Source organism: Aromatoleum sp., from assembly GCF_035254505.1.
In the GTDB taxonomy this organism is placed as follows: domain Bacteria; phylum Pseudomonadota; class Gammaproteobacteria; order Burkholderiales; family Rhodocyclaceae; genus Aromatoleum.
The window spans coordinates 1-14,801 of record NZ_DATFAO010000014.1 but is presented as its reverse complement, the minus strand read 5'-3'; the positions used below and the strand labels follow the sequence as shown (position 1 = coordinate 14,801).

Annotated in this window: 16 protein-coding genes; 15 read left to right on the top strand and 1 reads right to left on the bottom strand. The window is 63.2% G+C overall.

Annotation, left to right across the window (positions count from 1 at the left end; genetic code table 11):
* The 8 genes from VJ673_RS02105 to VJ673_RS02070 all read left to right on the top strand — a co-directional run.
* On the top strand, positions 1-1,515 hold a 1,515-nt coding region (locus VJ673_RS02105; protein WP_324124364.1), incomplete at its 5' end, for a molybdopterin dinucleotide binding domain-containing protein.
* A 47-nt stretch (positions 1,516-1,562) separates the two neighbouring features.
* Positions 1,563-2,402: a TorD/DmsD family molecular chaperone gene (locus tag VJ673_RS02100; protein WP_324124363.1), complete on the top strand. Its 840-nt coding sequence runs from the start codon at positions 1,563-1,565 to the stop codon at positions 2,400-2,402.
* A gap of 18 nt (positions 2,403-2,420) precedes the next feature.
* Entirely contained in the window at positions 2,421-2,879 is a 459-nt protein-coding gene (locus tag VJ673_RS02095; RefSeq protein WP_324124362.1) for a DUF309 domain-containing protein, read from the top strand.
* On the top strand, positions 2,876-3,559 hold the full coding sequence (locus VJ673_RS02090; protein WP_324124361.1) for a beta/alpha barrel domain-containing protein: 684 nt from the start codon (positions 2,876-2,878) through the stop codon (positions 3,557-3,559). The genes VJ673_RS02095 and VJ673_RS02090 overlap by 4 nt, the downstream gene beginning before the upstream one ends.
* Entirely contained in the window at positions 3,556-4,023 is a 468-nt protein-coding gene (locus VJ673_RS02085) for a rhodanese-like domain-containing protein (protein WP_324124360.1), read from the top strand. Before VJ673_RS02090 ends, VJ673_RS02085 begins: the two co-directional genes overlap by 4 nt.
* On the top strand, positions 4,020-5,135 hold the full coding sequence (locus VJ673_RS02080; RefSeq protein ID WP_324124359.1) for a 4Fe-4S dicluster domain-containing protein: 1,116 nt from the start codon (positions 4,020-4,022) through the stop codon (positions 5,133-5,135). Before VJ673_RS02085 ends, VJ673_RS02080 begins: the two co-directional genes overlap by 4 nt.
* Before the next feature lie 52 nt (positions 5,136-5,187).
* Positions 5,188-5,556, top strand: coding sequence for a hypothetical protein (locus tag VJ673_RS02075; RefSeq protein ID WP_324124358.1), 369 nt, complete (start codon positions 5,188-5,190; stop codon positions 5,554-5,556).
* Positions 5,553-5,951 (top strand): DUF2703 domain-containing protein, encoded by a 399-nt coding sequence (locus VJ673_RS02070; protein ID WP_324124357.1) that lies wholly within the window; start codon positions 5,553-5,555, stop codon positions 5,949-5,951. The genes VJ673_RS02075 and VJ673_RS02070 overlap by 4 nt, the downstream gene beginning before the upstream one ends.
* A gap of 197 nt (positions 5,952-6,148) precedes the next feature.
* On the opposite strand, the gene VJ673_RS02065 is transcribed toward VJ673_RS02070, so the two are convergent.
* Positions 6,149-6,436 (bottom strand): CBU_0592 family membrane protein, encoded by a 288-nt coding sequence (locus VJ673_RS02065; protein ID WP_324124356.1) that lies wholly within the window; start codon positions 6,434-6,436, stop codon positions 6,149-6,151.
* A gap of 355 nt (positions 6,437-6,791) precedes the next feature.
* Here VJ673_RS02065 and VJ673_RS02060 point away from each other — a divergent pair, with 355 nt between their 5' ends.
* The 7 genes from VJ673_RS02060 to VJ673_RS02030 all read left to right on the top strand — a co-directional run bounded on the left by VJ673_RS02060 (position 6,792) and on the right by VJ673_RS02030 (position 14,418).
* Positions 6,792-7,424, top strand: coding sequence for a DUF1638 domain-containing protein (locus tag VJ673_RS02060; protein WP_324124355.1), 633 nt, complete (start codon positions 6,792-6,794; stop codon positions 7,422-7,424).
* Positions 7,412-7,726: a virulence factor gene (locus VJ673_RS02055; RefSeq protein WP_324124354.1), complete on the top strand. Its 315-nt coding sequence runs from the start codon at positions 7,412-7,414 to the stop codon at positions 7,724-7,726. The genes VJ673_RS02060 and VJ673_RS02055 overlap by 13 nt, the downstream gene beginning before the upstream one ends.
* Entirely contained in the window at positions 7,723-9,765 is a 2,043-nt protein-coding gene (locus tag VJ673_RS02050) for an ASKHA domain-containing protein (RefSeq protein WP_324124353.1), read from the top strand. The genes VJ673_RS02055 and VJ673_RS02050 overlap by 4 nt, the downstream gene beginning before the upstream one ends.
* Before the next feature lie 356 nt (positions 9,766-10,121).
* Positions 10,122-11,336 (top strand): hypothetical protein, encoded by a 1,215-nt coding sequence (locus VJ673_RS02045; RefSeq protein WP_324124352.1) that lies wholly within the window; start codon positions 10,122-10,124, stop codon positions 11,334-11,336.
* A 611-nt stretch (positions 11,337-11,947) separates the two neighbouring features.
* Complete coding sequence (locus VJ673_RS02040; RefSeq protein WP_324124350.1) at positions 11,948-12,127, top strand: hypothetical protein; 180 nt, start codon at positions 11,948-11,950, stop codon at positions 12,125-12,127.
* A gap of 77 nt (positions 12,128-12,204) precedes the next feature.
* Positions 12,205-13,359 carry a hypothetical protein gene (locus VJ673_RS02035; RefSeq protein WP_324124349.1) on the top strand — a complete coding sequence of 385 codons (1,155 nt, stop codon included), beginning with the start codon at positions 12,205-12,207 and terminating at the stop codon, positions 13,357-13,359.
* Between the two features lie 192 nt (positions 13,360-13,551).
* Positions 13,552-14,418, top strand: a complete 867-nt coding sequence (locus VJ673_RS02030) for a PIG-L family deacetylase (RefSeq protein ID WP_324124348.1) — start codon at positions 13,552-13,554, stop codon at positions 14,416-14,418.
* Positions 14,419-14,801: the final 383 nt, after the last annotated feature.

The window sequence follows — 14,801 nt, the reverse complement described above, 5'->3', positions numbered from 1 at the left end:
GGCATGGGCTGGCCACAACCCATGCCCGAGCCCGGCAAGCCGGCGAAAGACTCCTACCTGTCGCATCCGCCCGACTACCCGCTGGCGGCGCACAAGGTCAGCCACCTGGTGCCCTTCTGGATCGCCGAGGGCAAGCAGAAGATCAACGTCTACTTCACCTACCAGGACAACCCGGTCTACACCAACCCGGGCTCGATGGCGGTGTGGGGCAAGCTGTTCAAGGACGAAAAGCTCATCCCCTACCTGGTCTCGATGAGCCCCTTCATGGGCGAAGAGACTGCGATGGCCGATCTCATCCTGCCCGACTGCCCCTACCTCGAGCGCTGGGAGCCCGAGTCGATGCCCAACTCGCTCTGGCCCTGGCTGGGCATCCGCCAGCCGGTGCACAAGTCGCTCGGCGAATCGCGCGAGAACCGCGTGCTGCTGCGCGACATCATCTGGAAGCTCGATCCCGACGGCTCACGCGGCATGAAGCAGTTCTGGGAGTTCAAGGACGGCGAGGACTACATGCGCCACCACTTCGACAACGTGCCCGGGCTCAAGGAAGCCGGGGGCCTCGATTTTCTGAAGAAGCACGGCGTGTGGCCGATCTACGGCAAGGTCGACCCGCGCAGCGGCAAGGTCACCGACAAGACCGGCCGCGAGATCCAGGCCGAGTACGGCCTGTACCGCAAGGAGCTGTCGGCGGCCGACATGGAAGGCGCGATGGCCGACGCCCACGGCCTCATCAGCAAGAACGGCAAGGCCATCGGCATCCGCCGCAACGGCCACAACTACGTCGGCTTCCCAACCGGCAACCGCCTGATCAACGTGCGCGTCGATGAGTGGGCGACGTACGGCTTCAACCCGATGCCGACCTTCAAGCGCATCCCGTGGCACGAGGCGATGCAGGACGACGAGATGATCCTGTCGACCTTCAAGCTCAATGTGCACAAGCAGTCGCGCACGGCGGCGGTGAAGTGGCTGGCGGAGATCGCGCACAGCAATCCGGCGTGGATGAACCCGGAGACGGCGAAGAAGATCGGCGTGAAGACCGGGGATCTGGTGCGCATCGAAAGCGCGGTCGGCTACCTCGTGACCAAGGCCTACGTGACCGAGGGCATCCATCCGAAGGTGGTGTCGATCCCGACCGGCTTCGGGCACTGGGAATACGGCCGGCTGGCGACGCTCAGGCTCAAGGACCGGAAGGGCGACGCGAGCCACGGCCAGGACGACCCCGACCTCGACAACGTGTGGTGGGACGACAAGGGCGTGCATCCCAACAACATCATCCCGGTGGTTGCGGACCCGATCGGGGGATCGCAGGGCTGGTACGACACGGTGGTGAAGGTCACCAAGGCCGGGCCCGACGACAAGTACGGCGACTCGCACGGCGACTGGGACAAGCACGTCGCGGCCTTCAAGGAGACGCTGCGCTACGCCTACACCGGCGACCTGCATCGCAAGATGCACCCGGAGATGGCGTCGTGGGCGGGGCCGGAGAGTGTCAAGGGCAAGGCACCGGGCGGCCATTGATTCATCGGGCCCGCGATGCCTGCGGGCCGCCAAGGAGCGCAAAGACCATGCTGAAGACCCTGTTCGCCCTCGACGAGGCGTGCGCGCCGGATGTACCGGTGCAGGCCGTCCTCCCGAGCAACGAGGAGTTGGGGGCCGAGTGCCTGGCGCGGGCCGGCATCTACCGCCTGCTGTCGGCGGCCTTCATCGAGGAGCCGGGGCGCGCCTTTGTCGCCGCGCTGCGCGAACCCGACGCCCTCGCGGCGCTGGCCGAGGCGGGCGTCGCCTTCGGGCCCGATTTCACCGCGCCCGAACTCGACGAGCTGCTGGAGTGCCTCGCCTGCGAATACGGGACGCTGTTCACCGCCTCGGGCGGCTTTCCACCCATGGAGTCCGTGCGCCTGACCGGTCGCTACAAGCAGGAGCCGCATTTCGCCGTCAGCCAGACCTATGCGCGCGCCGGCTTCGCGCTGGGGCGCGGGCGTTTCGAGGTTTTTCCGGACCAGCTCGGCGTCGAACTGATGTTCATCGCCGAATTGCTCGAGCGCAGCGCGGCGGCGCTCGACGCGGGCGATGCGAGGGAGGCGGCGCGCCTCGAACGCGACATCAAGCGCTTCTGGACCCAGCATCCGGGGCGCTGGGTGCGCGGCTATGGGCGGCTGATCGCGCGCGCGGCCGAACATTCCTTCTATCGCGAGATGGCACGTCTGCTGACCGGCTTCGCCGAAGACGAAATCGCCGCGATGCGGCTGCGCATCGAGGACCTCGACGAAGGCCGGGAGGTCGTGCCCAAGCAGGAGATCCGCGTCGAGTTCAATCCGGACGAGCCGGTGTGCAACGGCTGCGCGCAAGGCACAGGCGACGCGCGCCTGCCGACCGCCACTCATCCGCTGCGCGATCTGCGCTGAACGCCCGGGAGGCCCGCCATGCTGATCGACCTGCCGTCACGCCCGCTGCTGCCGCCGGACCGTCAGGTCCTGTCGGAGCTCGACTGGAGTGAAGTCGCCGCGCTGTGGAACGCGAACGAACTCGGGCGCTTGCATGACCTGCTCAACGAACGCTGGTCGCGCCTGATCCGCAACAGCGTGCTCGGCACGGCCGATCCCGAGGCGGAGTTTCTGCAGGGGCTCGCGTTCGCCACCCTGGCGCTGTTCTTCACGCAGAACCGCAATCAGGAAGGCGCGCTGATCCTCCTCGACGACGCGCTCGTCTTGCTCGGCAAGTACCGGCCGCGTTTTCTCGGCGTGCACATCGAGCCGATCCTCGCGAGCCTGGAGGAGATGCGTCCGCTGATCGCCGCGCTGCCGCCCGACGGCGAGAATCCGGCCTTCCCCTTCGTCTACACGAAATTCGGATACGGGGCGAATGGCGGGAGTGCGCGATGAGCGTCGAACTGCGTTGTCTCGCCGAGTGCGGCAGTCTGCCCGCGGATGTCGATATGGGGCAGCTCTTCGTCTTCGATGGGGAGCCCCTCACCGTCGGGCTCGCGACGCTGGGCGGGATTGTGTTGCGCGGGGGAGGAGAGGCACGCGCGGCCGAGCTCCTCGCAGGCGGGGCCACGAAGGTGTTCCTCGGCGAGGCCGTGCTGCGCGACGCGGAGACGGTCGCCCGGCTTGCGGCGGCCTTCGGCGCGGAACGGGTCGGCGTCCATGTGCCGGCGCGGCGCATGGAGGTCGGCTGGTCCTTCGACACGGTATCGAACGCCGACTTCAGCGTCGTCAGCCCGTCGCTTGCCGAGCCCGCGTGGGAGATCCTGCGCGCCGACGGCAGCCGCAGCGGCGTGCAGGTGCATTGGTGGCTCGGCGAGATGCTCAAGCGCGGTGTCGCGGAAGCCCTGGTGCAAGTCGATGTGCGCGACGATGCCGACCTTAACCTGTGCGCCGGGCTCGTCGAAGAATTCGGCGGCCGCATCTGGCTGGCGCCGCTGGACGATGCGGCTCCGATGCTGGCCGACTGGGTCGCGTATGGGCGCGTGTCGAAGCTCGCGCTCGCACCGGCCCTGTTCGCGCGCCGCGATGCGCTGCTGCCCGCGGCGCAGACCGGCGCTGCGGTGGAGGCGGCATGATGCGACTCGCACGTTTCGCGCCATTGACGCTCTTGTTCGCGGCGGCGCTCGGCGCGGGGCAGGCCCGGGCTGGTGCGTCCTTGCGGAGCGAGGCGCAGTTGCAGCTGGCGTTGCGCTCGAACCCGCCGTGCTGCGTCATCGACGGACGCCCGGAGGCGCAGCGTAAGGCCCGCGCCTTGCCCGAGGCGCTCGTCTATCGCAAGGGGCTGAAGATCAATCCGATCGCGACCGTTGTCGTCGTCGCCGACAGCGATGCACGCGCCCTCGCGATCGCCCGGACGCTGGCCAGTGCGCATCCCGGAAAGACCGTGTTCGCGGTCGAAGGCGGCGTGGTGGCCTGGCAGTCAGTCGAGCGCTCGATTGCGGCCGCGGCGCCGGGCGGCCGCGCGCTCGAATTCGTGATCCCGAAGAACACCTGCGAGCAGGGCACGCCGCTGCAGCAGCTGCGGAGCGAGCCGAAATGAGCCGCGCCTATCCGCAGTTCCTTGCGAGTCGCTGCGCACGCTACCGCTATCGCTACAGCGCGTGCAGCCGCTGTGCGGATGCGTGCCCCCACGAGGCGATCGCGTTGTCCGACGAAGGGGCCGCACTCGATCCCGCGCGTTGCCAGAACTGTGTGCTATGCGTGAGCGCCTGCCGCACCGGTGCGTGGGAGAGCGAATCGTACGTCCCGGTCGAGACGCTGCGCCGCGCGATCCGCCAGACGCAGTTCTCCTTTGCATGCGCGCCGTCCGGTCTTCCCGCCGATGCCGTCGTGCCCTGCCTCGGCGCGATCGACGCTGCGACGCTCGCCTACCTCGCCCGACGCCGAATCGCGGTGACGCTGCATGGCAGCAGCCGGTGCGAGGGCTGCGCGCACGCGCCATGCGGCGCCGAACAGCTCGCATTGAACCTTGATGCCTGCTCGACGCTGGCGACCGCAGCGGCGCCGCCGGACGCGGCATGGCTCGCGCCGGTCCTTGCCGATGATGCCCGTCCGAAGCGCGAACCGAAGGATGCGGGTTTCGCCGCCGGCCGAAGGCAGCTCTTCCGCCGCCTGATCGGCCGCGGCGTCGACGAACTCGCGGACGCGGCAGACCCGGCCGACCCGGCCGAGTCACCGCCGGCGGTGCCCGACAAGGCCATCCGCGCCGGCGCCTACGCGCTTCCCGAGCAGCGCGAGTTGCTGCAGATCGTGTGCGAACGCCGCGACGGGCAGCACGTCGAAGTGCCGCTGCACGACGCGCTGCCGCTGATGGCGCTTAAGCTGCGCGCGGGATGCACGGTGTGTGAGGCCTGTTTCCGCGCCTGTCCGACGGGCGCGATCCGCATCGAAGAGAGCCCGTCCGACTGGCAGCTCCGTTTCGACGCCGACCGCTGCGTCGCTTGCGGCGTCTGCATGGAAGTCTGTCAGCCGCGCGTGCTCGAGGCTGTGCCCGCCTTCGACGCCCGCCCGGAACAGCCGCCGCGCGTGCTGCTCGCGCTCGCTAAGCAGCGTTGCGCCCGGTGCGACCGCCACTTCGTCTCGGCGGCTCCGGCGGAAACCTGTCCGGTCTGCCGCGACGACGAGGATGCGTTCGCGGCGATCTTCGGTTGACGATGACAAGGAGGATGCCGTCATGGAGTGGGAATTCAGCGCCGAAGATGTCGTGAAGGGCGACGTCGCATACGGTCTCGCCGAGTTCAGGCGCGATCTCGCGGAAGAGATCCGGTTGAATGTCGATTCCGACGATGAATTGCGGCATTTGCGCACCTACAATTCGATCTATGACATGTGCTACGCCCTCGCCACCCGCCGCGAATTGGACGACTTCCTGTCGGCCTATGCCTACGACCCACCGGCCTGCGAGTTCCTGCGCGAGATCGAGCCGTTGATGCGGGGCAATGTCGAAATGCTCGGTGCGATCCTGCAGCGGCTGATCATGGATGGCATCGAGTCCGGTCTGAGCCTGGAAGCTGCCCTGCGAGCCGCCGCAGAGCATCACCGCGAGGCCGTCGTTTGCGAGATGGCGCCATGAAAACACTTCCTATCGTTTGGCAGCGCCTGGTCGCGAAGGGGCAGACCTGCCCCCGCTGCGCGAGTACTGGTGACGAGGTTGAGAGGGCGTATCAACGGCTACGAGCGCAATTGCTTCCCGTCGGCATCGAGCCGATGTTGGAGACGCGTGAGCTCGATGAGGCCGAGTTCAAGGCAAGCCCGTCCGAATCCAACCGCATCTGGATCGCTGGCAAGCCCATGGAGGAGTGGCTCAATGCTTCCGTGGGGAGCAGTCGCTGCTGCTCAGTATGCGGCGATTCGGAGTGTCGGACCGTCGATGTTGACGGCACGACCTACGAGGTCGTGCCTGAAGAGTTGCTGGTCAAGGCCGGGCTCATTGCGGCTTTGACGATAAATGCTCAGCGAGACGCTTAGCACGCTGCATCCCAGGTAGCGCACATCAGAGTCGTTATTGCCGCTTGCATGCGCAGCCTTCACCACCGGGGAGCACTCCAACCCCCGGGAGCAGCGGTTCAATCAGGCTGATTCCGCTCGCAGCGCGCCGGACGCGATGTGGGACACCGAAGCGGCCGCGGTCGGACACTAGCTGTTCCGTCCGGGCCTTGTCGGCCTCAAGTCTTATTTTCCGCGCAATCCCTTGCCGCGAGTTGCGTTCGCCGCCCCCGTGCGCGCATTGCTTTAATCAAGCCCACCAGCGTCAGGCAGATCCACAGCACCTGGGTGATGACGGCGGCGAGGTTGAAATTGTGGACTAGTGAGTACAGTAGACATGCAGGGCTGAGGATATTGAGGCCGAGATAGCGCAGGTCGTCCTGCTGAAAGCGTTGGAGTTGCAGTCCTGCGTAGGCGATCAGGCAGCTGATTACACCGATGATGCCGATGACGTCGGGAAAATTCATGAATGCTCTATGAGACGGGCGGCATTCGTTGATACCGTCCAAGCGAAAGATATTTGGCTATAGGGCACCTTAGTCCTCGGTTCATCGAACCGAGTTCCGCAACTCGGCGCCTGCCGTATTAGACGAGGAGCCCATCCCAATGATCGATTTTCCAGAAGTCCGACAGCCCTCACAAACGATTTTTTAGGGTGCCTATTGATGACTTGATGTCATCAATGGCGATGCGTTGTCGGCGCCGTCGCGATTGGACATGCGAGGGTCGCTAAGACGCCCGTCACTTCCAGGCGGATGCCTATCCTAGGGGCAACCGGTCCGCAGAGACCGGTACCCGTAATGCCCCAAGGAGAAGACAACCATGGCCCCGGCACTGATCATCGCCTGCGGCGCGATCGCCCGTGAGCTGACCGACGTGCTCGCCGCCAACGGCTGGCAGCACGTGAAGGTGCAATGCCTGCCCGCGGAGCTTCACAACCGCCCGGAGCGCATCCCCGAAGCGGTGCGCGAGAAGATCCGGGCGGGCCGGTCGCGTTTCGAACGCATCCTCGTCGCCTACGCCGATTGCGGCACGGGCGGACTGCTCGACCGCGTGATCGAGGAGGAGGGCGTCGAACGTTTGCCCGGAGCGCACTGCTACGAGTTCTATGCAGGCTCTCCGGCCTTCGCGGCGATCGCCGACGCCGAGCCCGGAACCTTCTACCTGACCGATTTCCTCGTGCGCCACTTCGACCGTCTCGTGATCCGCGAGCTCGGGATCGAGCGTCACCCGGAGCTCGCGCAGCTTTATTTCAGTAACTACCGCCGCCTCGTCTACCTGGCCCAGCGAGAGGACGCACAACTACGTGCGCAGGCCGAACAAGCCGCCGCGCGGCTCGGCCTCGCATTCGACTATCGATTGACCGGCTACGGCGACCTCGAGCGCGCAGTCGTCCGGTTTCATCGCGCTGGCGCGCACAACACCGACACGGAGCAGAGTGAATGCCAAAGCTGATTGTCATCCAATGGCGGGACATCCCCGCGCAAGTGGTCGTCAAGGGCGGCAGGGAGAGCGCCAAGGTGCAGCTGTCCGAGCGCTTCCAGGTCGCGATCGACCGCGCCGCAATGCGCGCCGGCAAAGGCAGTTCCGACGCCTATCTCGAGGACTGGCGCCGGCAGCCGCCGCGCGAGTGCGGCAGCGATCTGCGGGCCGAAGCGGCGGCAGAAGCCGAACGGATCGAAGCGAGCTACAGCGACGAAGCGCTGGAATCACTGATCCGCGCGAAGGGGATTGCGCCCGAGAGGAGCGAATCGTGAGCCAGGACGCCCTCGTCGTTTTCACCCCATCCGGACGGCGCGGCCGCTTTCCGATCGGCACTCCGGTGCTCCAGGCGGCGCGCTCCCTCGGCGTCGACATCGATTCCGTCTGCGGCGGGCGGGGAATTTGCGGCCGCTGCCAGATCGAATTGAGCGAAGGCGAATTCGCCAAGCACGGCGTGACCTCCTGTGCCGCCAACCTCAGCGAGCGCAGCGCGAACGAGCAGACGTGGGAGAAGACCCATGGCGCGATGAACCCCGGTCGGCGCCTGAGCTGCTCGACGACGGTGCTCGGCGACGTCGTGATCGACGTGCCCGCCGACAGCCAGGTCCACCGCCAGGTCGTCCGCAAGCGCGCCGAAGAGCGTGACATTGAGCTCGACCCCGCGGTCCGGCTGTACTACGTCGAAGTGCAGCAGCCGGACATGCATGTGCCGTCCTCCGACCTGCGCCGCCTGAAGGAGGCGCTCGACTTCGACTGGCGGCTCACGAACCTGCAGGCCGACGTCCGCGTCATGCAGCAGCTGCAGCCCGCTCTGCGTCAGGGCGGATGGAAGGTCACCGTCGCGGTGGTCGACTCCGAACGCATCATCGCGGTGTGGCCGGGCCTGCGCGAAAAGATCTATGGCATGGCCGTGGATGTCGGCTCGACGACGATCGCCGCGCACCTGTGCGACCTGCAGACGGGCGAAGTCGTCGCTTCCGCCGGCAGGATGAACCCGCAGATCCGCTTCGGCGAGGACCTGATGAGCCGGGTCTCGTACGTGATGATGAATCCGGGCGGGGACGGCGAGATGACGCGCGCGGTGCGCACGGCGCTCAACGAGCTCGCTACGGAGCTCTCGGCCGAGGCGGGTATTCGGATCGTGGACATCCTCGAAGCGACCTTCGTCGGCAACCCGATCATGCACCACCTGTTGTTCGGGATTAACCCGATCGAACTCGGCGGCGCGCCCTTCGCATTGGCGACCGACGAGGCGGTCACCGGTTTGTGGGCGACCGAGATCGACCTGCATATCCACCCGAACGCCCGCATCTACGCGCTGCCCTGCATCGCAGGCCACGTCGGCGCGGATACGGCGGGCGCGATCCTGTCCGAGACCCCATATCTCACCGATGCGATGACGCTGATCGTCGATATCGGCACCAACGCCGAGATCGTCCTCGGCAACCGCACCCGTCTCCTCGCCGCGTCCAGCCCCACCGGGCCGGCGTTCGAAGGCGCGCAGATCAGCTGCGGTCAGCGCGCGGCGCCGGGCGCGATCGAGCGCGTGCGCATCGATCCGGTGACGCTGGAGCCGCGCTTCAGGGTCATCGGCTCCGAGTTGTGGTCGGACGAAGCGGGCTTCGCCGACGCGACGGCGGCGACCGGCATCACCGGGATCTGCGGCTCGGGCATCGTCGAGGTCATCGCCGAGATGTACCTCGCCGGCATCATCGATCAGGACGGCGTGATCGACGGCGCGCTCGCGGCGCGCAACCCCCGCATCACGCCCAATGGACGCACCTTCTCGTACTCGCTGTTCGAGAGCGAGGACCGCACGCTGCAGATCACGCAGAATGACGTGCGCGCGATCCAGCTCGCGAAGGCGGCGCTCTATGCCGGCGTGCGCCTGCTGATGGACAAGATGGGCGTCGAGCGCGTCGAGCGCATCAGTCTCGCCGGGGCCTTCGGCAGCCACATCGACGTCAAGTACGCGATGATCCTGGGCCTGATCCCCGACTGTCCGCTCGACCATGTCGCCGCGGTCGGCAATGCGGCGGGGACGGGCGCGCGCATCGCGCTCCTGAACCGCGGCCGGCGTGAGGAGATCGAGACGGTCGTGCGCCGCGTGGACAAGATCGAGACCGCGGTCGAACCGAGCTTCCAGCAATACTTCGTCGACGCGATGGCGATTCCGCACAAGTCCGATCCTTTCCCGAACCTGCGCTCGGCGGTCGAATTGCCCGAAAAGAAGATCACCGAGCGGGCGCAGCAGGCGGGTCGATCGCGGCGCGGACGACGCGAGCAATCCGTCGCCGAAGAAACGCCGACATGACCGATTGAGAAATGCGCGGCGACGAGTCACAAGCCCGTCGCCCGCTACTCGCCCGCAGATTCCGAGCCTCGACGCCACTACGGCGAATACTCGTTTCAGATAAAAAGACATTTCAATATCCGCGCCTCCAGACGGAGGCGCAGTCACGTCCGTCTCTTCCTTCTCACCGACTCGAATAACTACAAGTTATCAATTGATGGACGAATAACTCGTTTTGATGAGTTGTTTCAGTTCATTAATCTTTGCCCTCAATTCTTGATGCACGTCGGGAATTGCAGCGCGGGGGCGATGATCGGTGAAAAAGCCCTCGCCGTACTGCGGGAGACCGCAATGATAAGGATGAGAGGAGCTTCATAATGAAAAAGGGGACAATCATTCCGTCGAAGCACCGGATGTCCAAGCTCGCTGCAGTATTGATGGGCTTCGCGGCGTTTTCGGTGTCTGCTACATCCCACGCCGCGGACGACGAGGCGGACGGGAAGTGGACCTTCGGCGGTGCAATTCGTGCTCGCTACGATTACCGCAGCTACGTTGACCCCACGGTCAGCCGCGTTTCGCTCGACGTCATTCGCGTGAAAGCCAATTACGACTCGTCGTCCTGGTTTGCTGCGGGGCAATACCGCTTCTATGGCGGCTCATATCCGTACGACTACACAAGCCAACTCGGGCGAATCAATTTCCCCGAATTCGCCTATGTCGGTTTCAAGTTTTCGCCCGAACATCGCGTCATCGCCGGTATCAATCAGGTTCCGTTCGGTCTGCTGCCCTACGCCAGCAACACCTTCTACGAGACCATGGCCAACGTGGTCGGCCTGGAAGACGTGCAGAACCTGGGCGTCAAGTATCAGTACAAGAGCGGCCCGGTCGACCTCCAATTGGGTTTCTATCCGACAGATGGCGGAGACTGGGCCGGCACTTCGCGTGACAGCAACCGCTATTCGACCAACGTCGTGAAGTCCGACAGCTATGTGACCGGCGGAAGCGACAACAAGGAACGGAATCAGTGGGTCGCTCGCGCAGCCTATACCTTCACGCATTCGGAGGCCTCCAGTTCCGAAGTGGGCGTGTCGGTGATGCATTCGACGCTCAGAAACCTCGACACGCACGAGAACGGCGACCGCGATGCCTACGCCGTGCATTACCTGGGCAAATTCGGACGATTCGCGCTGATGGGGGAGGCCGCCCATCAGGATATGGATCCGAAGAATCCGGCGTCCGTGGGCAAGGACACGGTCACCTTTGGCGCCTATGACGGCTCGTTCAACGTCGCATCCAAAGGCAACGTTTACTCGCTCGACGCGAGCTATGACGTCGACTGGAAATGGCGTTTTATCAGCGACGTGAAGCCGTATATCAACTACAGCGTATTCACGAAGGATAAGGACGGCTTCAAGGATTCGGAGCGCCTGCTCGCCGGCGTGCAATTCACCGCCGGGCCGCTCTTCGTCTACACAGAATATCGCCTGGGCCGAAACGATCTCTACACCGGCGACTTTACGCAAGGCGCCGGCGCGGGTGGCGAGGACAAGTGGAAGCGTAGCCTCTATATGAACTTCGGCTACTACTTCTAATTTCGACTTACGGAAAGGTGCCACAAAGCACTTGATGGAATCTCCCTCTCCGTTCTCCAGCCCTTCGAGCGCGGTACCTTTCCTTTTTCTTTCTAGGCCAGCTTCCCACCGTCACGCTCGGCTCGACCCACCGAAGCCCCCTGCGGTCATCCCGCCTATTCGCCGGTGTCGTGGGTCATCGAAGGCGAGCAGACTTTGCGGTCGTCGGGCTGCAGGGGATGAGCTTGTACTCGCGCCAACTGCTGCCGTCCGTCCGTTCGGCAGAAGGGCCGTTGGAGACGCACTTACATTGAGAAAGCTGCCGTACGGATAGAGGCCCGTCGACCACCGTGTCGGAAAATCTTACACCTCTGTTTGCACCCTTTTCGACCGTCCCTGAGAGAGTTCAAGAAAAAACAATCTGTTGGCAATTATGACGCGGCAGTGGCACAGCATGTGCTCATAACGCGTTCGTGGCGTTGCAACCATGTCAAGGGCGCTCATCATCGCATTCCTCGACCCGGCAGCAACGCGGCATTCCCATTGACACTAATGCACCACGATCGCGCTTTCATCAGGATCGTGGGGGAGTTCGGTTATCAATAGTAGATCCATTATCAGAAGGAATGGAAATGCTGCGTCAAGTCGTGGTGATCCGCGGCGTCGTTGTAGTCGGAATGCTCTTGTCAAGTGCCAGCTCCACTATGTCGATGAGCAGCCACATTATCTCAAACGCATCGCTCACGCTGGGCAATGGCTTCGGAATAAATCAGCGTTCTGCTAAGGGGGTGATGGCATTGGTCTATGAATAAATGACGTGACGATGGGTTCGTTTTGGCTGCCCGGCACGACCATCGGGCCGACGGCCGATTTAGCATGAGGAGTAAGTATGATGAAAGCCAAAGCATTAGCAATGTTCGTGTTTGGTTGCGTCATTTCCATTTCAGCCAACGCGAAAATTGACATTCAGGGCACGGATGCAGAGAAAACGGAAATTCAGAAAGCCATCGACGACATGAAGGCGTCTTCCTCGGCTACTAAGAAGCTGTATGAAGAACTGGAGGCGCGTAGCGAGACTGTCGTCATCAAGTACGGACCTGACGAATTAAATGACATTGCTACAGCGAACACAAGAACCAACGTAGTGATAATTGACAAGAGTCGGCTCGACAAACTTAAGCAGATCGGTACTGGGAAAGCGCTCGAGCAGTTGACGCTTCCTTACGTGATCGTGCACGAGGCGCTCGGCCACATTCTCAACCACCTCAAAGGGCAACCTGCCGGCGAGGCTGCGGCAATGGCAACCACCAATCAAGCCCGAATTGATAATAAATCAACTGAGCGCAGCGAGTACACAAAGGTGGTCGGCGGGAAACTGACGGTTCCGTTCAAGGACGGTTCATCAGTTGATACGACTGACGCGTTGAAATCGCCGGCCGGCGGAACAGGCAAGGCCTCAAAGCTCGTTGGCGAAGAGGGAGCCGGCATCAAAATCAGTGGCTCCCCGTCTTCTTCGGGCAACTCGATCAGTGTGGCACTCGCCGGTCCCGCTCCAGTATCTTTCAAATTCGAAGATGGAAGCACCCAAGACGTAAACCTGACGGGGCTCAGCCTACTCTTTCAAAATTCGCTCAGTACCGGCGAATTTACGCTGGAGGGCAATTTATATAACACTGATGTGGTCTTAGCTTTCGATTCATTCTACCTCGATGGCAAGCAGAGCGGAACGAATATCCTGAAAATGTGGGATCCGACTCGGAACATGGTTGGGCATTGGGAGTTTGCTCCCGATCTGCTTTCTTTCAGCTTCTACCTGTCTGGCGATTTCCTCTGGCAGAACGATCTCTTTGCAAACGGATACGCGGGCGAGACGCTGACCGGCACAATGACGGCTCTGCAAGGCGGCGGATGGGACGGTACCGCAACGCTCGCAGGCGTCAAAGCCTACTCTGTCCCTGAGCCCCCTACCATCGCGATGGTCATTCTGGCCGCCCTACTGGGTTGCGTCTCTGGAAGCCGTAACCACCGTCGGTTCCTGTCATGACGTGAACTGCTAGCGAGGGCTTGTAAAAGCGCTTTGCGCCGCTTGTGCGAAGTTGTGATGTCGCCGTGCGGATTATTTACAACGGAACGAAATGAAGCTGCAGCCGACAAACCGCAAGTAGCTTTTCCTTCGAGCGCCGTCATGTTGTTCCGGTTTTGCTGTGTTGCGTGTATCGCTGTTTCGGCTGCAACGATGTCGGGCTGCGCGGGAGTGCGCCCATACAACGTTCGACTTGATGAACGGCTCTCCGCATTCATCGTCGCCCACCCGGACGACTGGCAGCTCTTCATGGGCGATGTCGCGGTCGATGAGGCTTCAAGGCATCGGCCGGTCCTGTTCGTTTATCTGACGACCGGGGGGGCCGATCGGTCGGTCGAATATTGGCACTCTCGGGAAGCCGGTGGCCTTGCATCCGCCTACGCCGCGGCCAATTTCGACAGCGCCGCATCGTCGGAAGCGCCGCCGTCTGATTGCGGCCAGGTTGCGATCCAGAAGCATATGGTCATGCGCTGCAACTACGCGAATACCGTGAGTTATTTCCTGCGCTTACCCGACGGCGCGGTCGAAGGAACCGGCTTTGCGGTGACCCAGATGCAGTCGCTGAAGAAATTGCAGGATGGCGAGATCGGCGTCATCGACGCGGTGGACGGGTCTGCCACCTATCAGGGCTGGGAAGACCTGTCGCAGACGGTCGGCAGCCTGCTGATTCGCGAGAAACAGCTGTCCGGCGCGGAAAGCGTCCAGATGCACGCGCCCGAGCCCGACGCCGATGCCAATCCCGGCGACCATTCGGATCATCGGGCCGTCGGTGCGCTCGTGCAGCGCGTGGCCGCGCAGTACAAGTTTCCGGCCTCCTATTACATCGGATACGCGATCTCTCAGCGCCGACCCAATCTGTCGATCAAGCAGGCGTCGGCAAAGATGCTGGTCTTCATGACTTACGACCAGCAGCGCCTCAATGCCAACCGGCGCTGGAGCGCCTACGCGGAAGAGCCCGCCAATTACTCTTCCTGGCTGTTCCGGACCTACCGGCATCCCGAGGCGGAGGCCGCACACTGATGATGGCGGTCTATCACTTTTGGGAAGTTTCGAGGCACTCCGCTTTCGAGTATTCCCGTTATTGAGAATGCGTGCGGGGCCTCGTTGAACCCATCCAGTATGCGTCGTCGGGACGCCATAGACGATCCACTAAGCATTAACCATACTTATATTATGGGCTTGCGTCGCATGTCTATACCATAGACATTATGCGTATTCAGTGGTCTGCCGTAATCATGCAAAAGCGCTAAACGTAACAATTTGTTGGCATCAATATTGCAGAACTCCTATTCGGTCCGGCGCCCTGTACGGCCGCCGGCAGTCGTTAAGGAGTTCCTTCGTGCAAAGCACGCTTCATCGTTTTTCAGTCCGGACCCAGCTGTTTGCGGGTTTTGGCATCGTCC

Bases quoted from the DNA above. Each gene is read 5' to 3' on its own strand.
- VJ673_RS02100 (WP_324124363.1), top strand. From the start codon at position 1,563: ATGCTGAAGACCCTGTTCGCCCTCGACGAGGCGTGCGCGCCGGATGTA.
- VJ673_RS02070 (WP_324124357.1), top strand. From the start codon at position 5,553: ATGAAAACACTTCCTATCGTTTGGCAGCGCCTGGTCGCGAAGGGGCAG.
- VJ673_RS02065 (WP_324124356.1), bottom strand. From the start codon at position 6,436: ATGAATTTTCCCGACGTCATCGGCATCATCGGTGTAATCAGCTGCCTG.
- VJ673_RS02045 (WP_324124352.1), top strand. From the start codon at position 10,122: ATGAAAAAGGGGACAATCATTCCGTCGAAGCACCGGATGTCCAAGCTC.
- VJ673_RS02090 (WP_324124361.1), top strand. From the start codon at position 2,876: ATGAGCGTCGAACTGCGTTGTCTCGCCGAGTGCGGCAGTCTGCCCGCG.
- VJ673_RS02080 (WP_324124359.1), top strand. From the start codon at position 4,020: ATGAGCCGCGCCTATCCGCAGTTCCTTGCGAGTCGCTGCGCACGCTAC.
- VJ673_RS02035 (WP_324124349.1), top strand. From the start codon at position 12,205: ATGATGAAAGCCAAAGCATTAGCAATGTTCGTGTTTGGTTGCGTCATT.
- VJ673_RS02085 (WP_324124360.1), top strand. From the start codon at position 3,556: ATGATGCGACTCGCACGTTTCGCGCCATTGACGCTCTTGTTCGCGGCG.
- VJ673_RS02030 (WP_324124348.1), top strand. From the start codon at position 13,552: ATGTCGGGCTGCGCGGGAGTGCGCCCATACAACGTTCGACTTGATGAA.
- VJ673_RS02060 (WP_324124355.1), top strand. From the start codon at position 6,792: ATGGCCCCGGCACTGATCATCGCCTGCGGCGCGATCGCCCGTGAGCTG.
- VJ673_RS02055 (WP_324124354.1), top strand. From the start codon at position 7,412: ATGCCAAAGCTGATTGTCATCCAATGGCGGGACATCCCCGCGCAAGTG.
- VJ673_RS02040 (WP_324124350.1), top strand. From the start codon at position 11,948: ATGCTGCGTCAAGTCGTGGTGATCCGCGGCGTCGTTGTAGTCGGAATG.
- VJ673_RS02095 (WP_324124362.1), top strand. From the start codon at position 2,421: ATGCTGATCGACCTGCCGTCACGCCCGCTGCTGCCGCCGGACCGTCAG.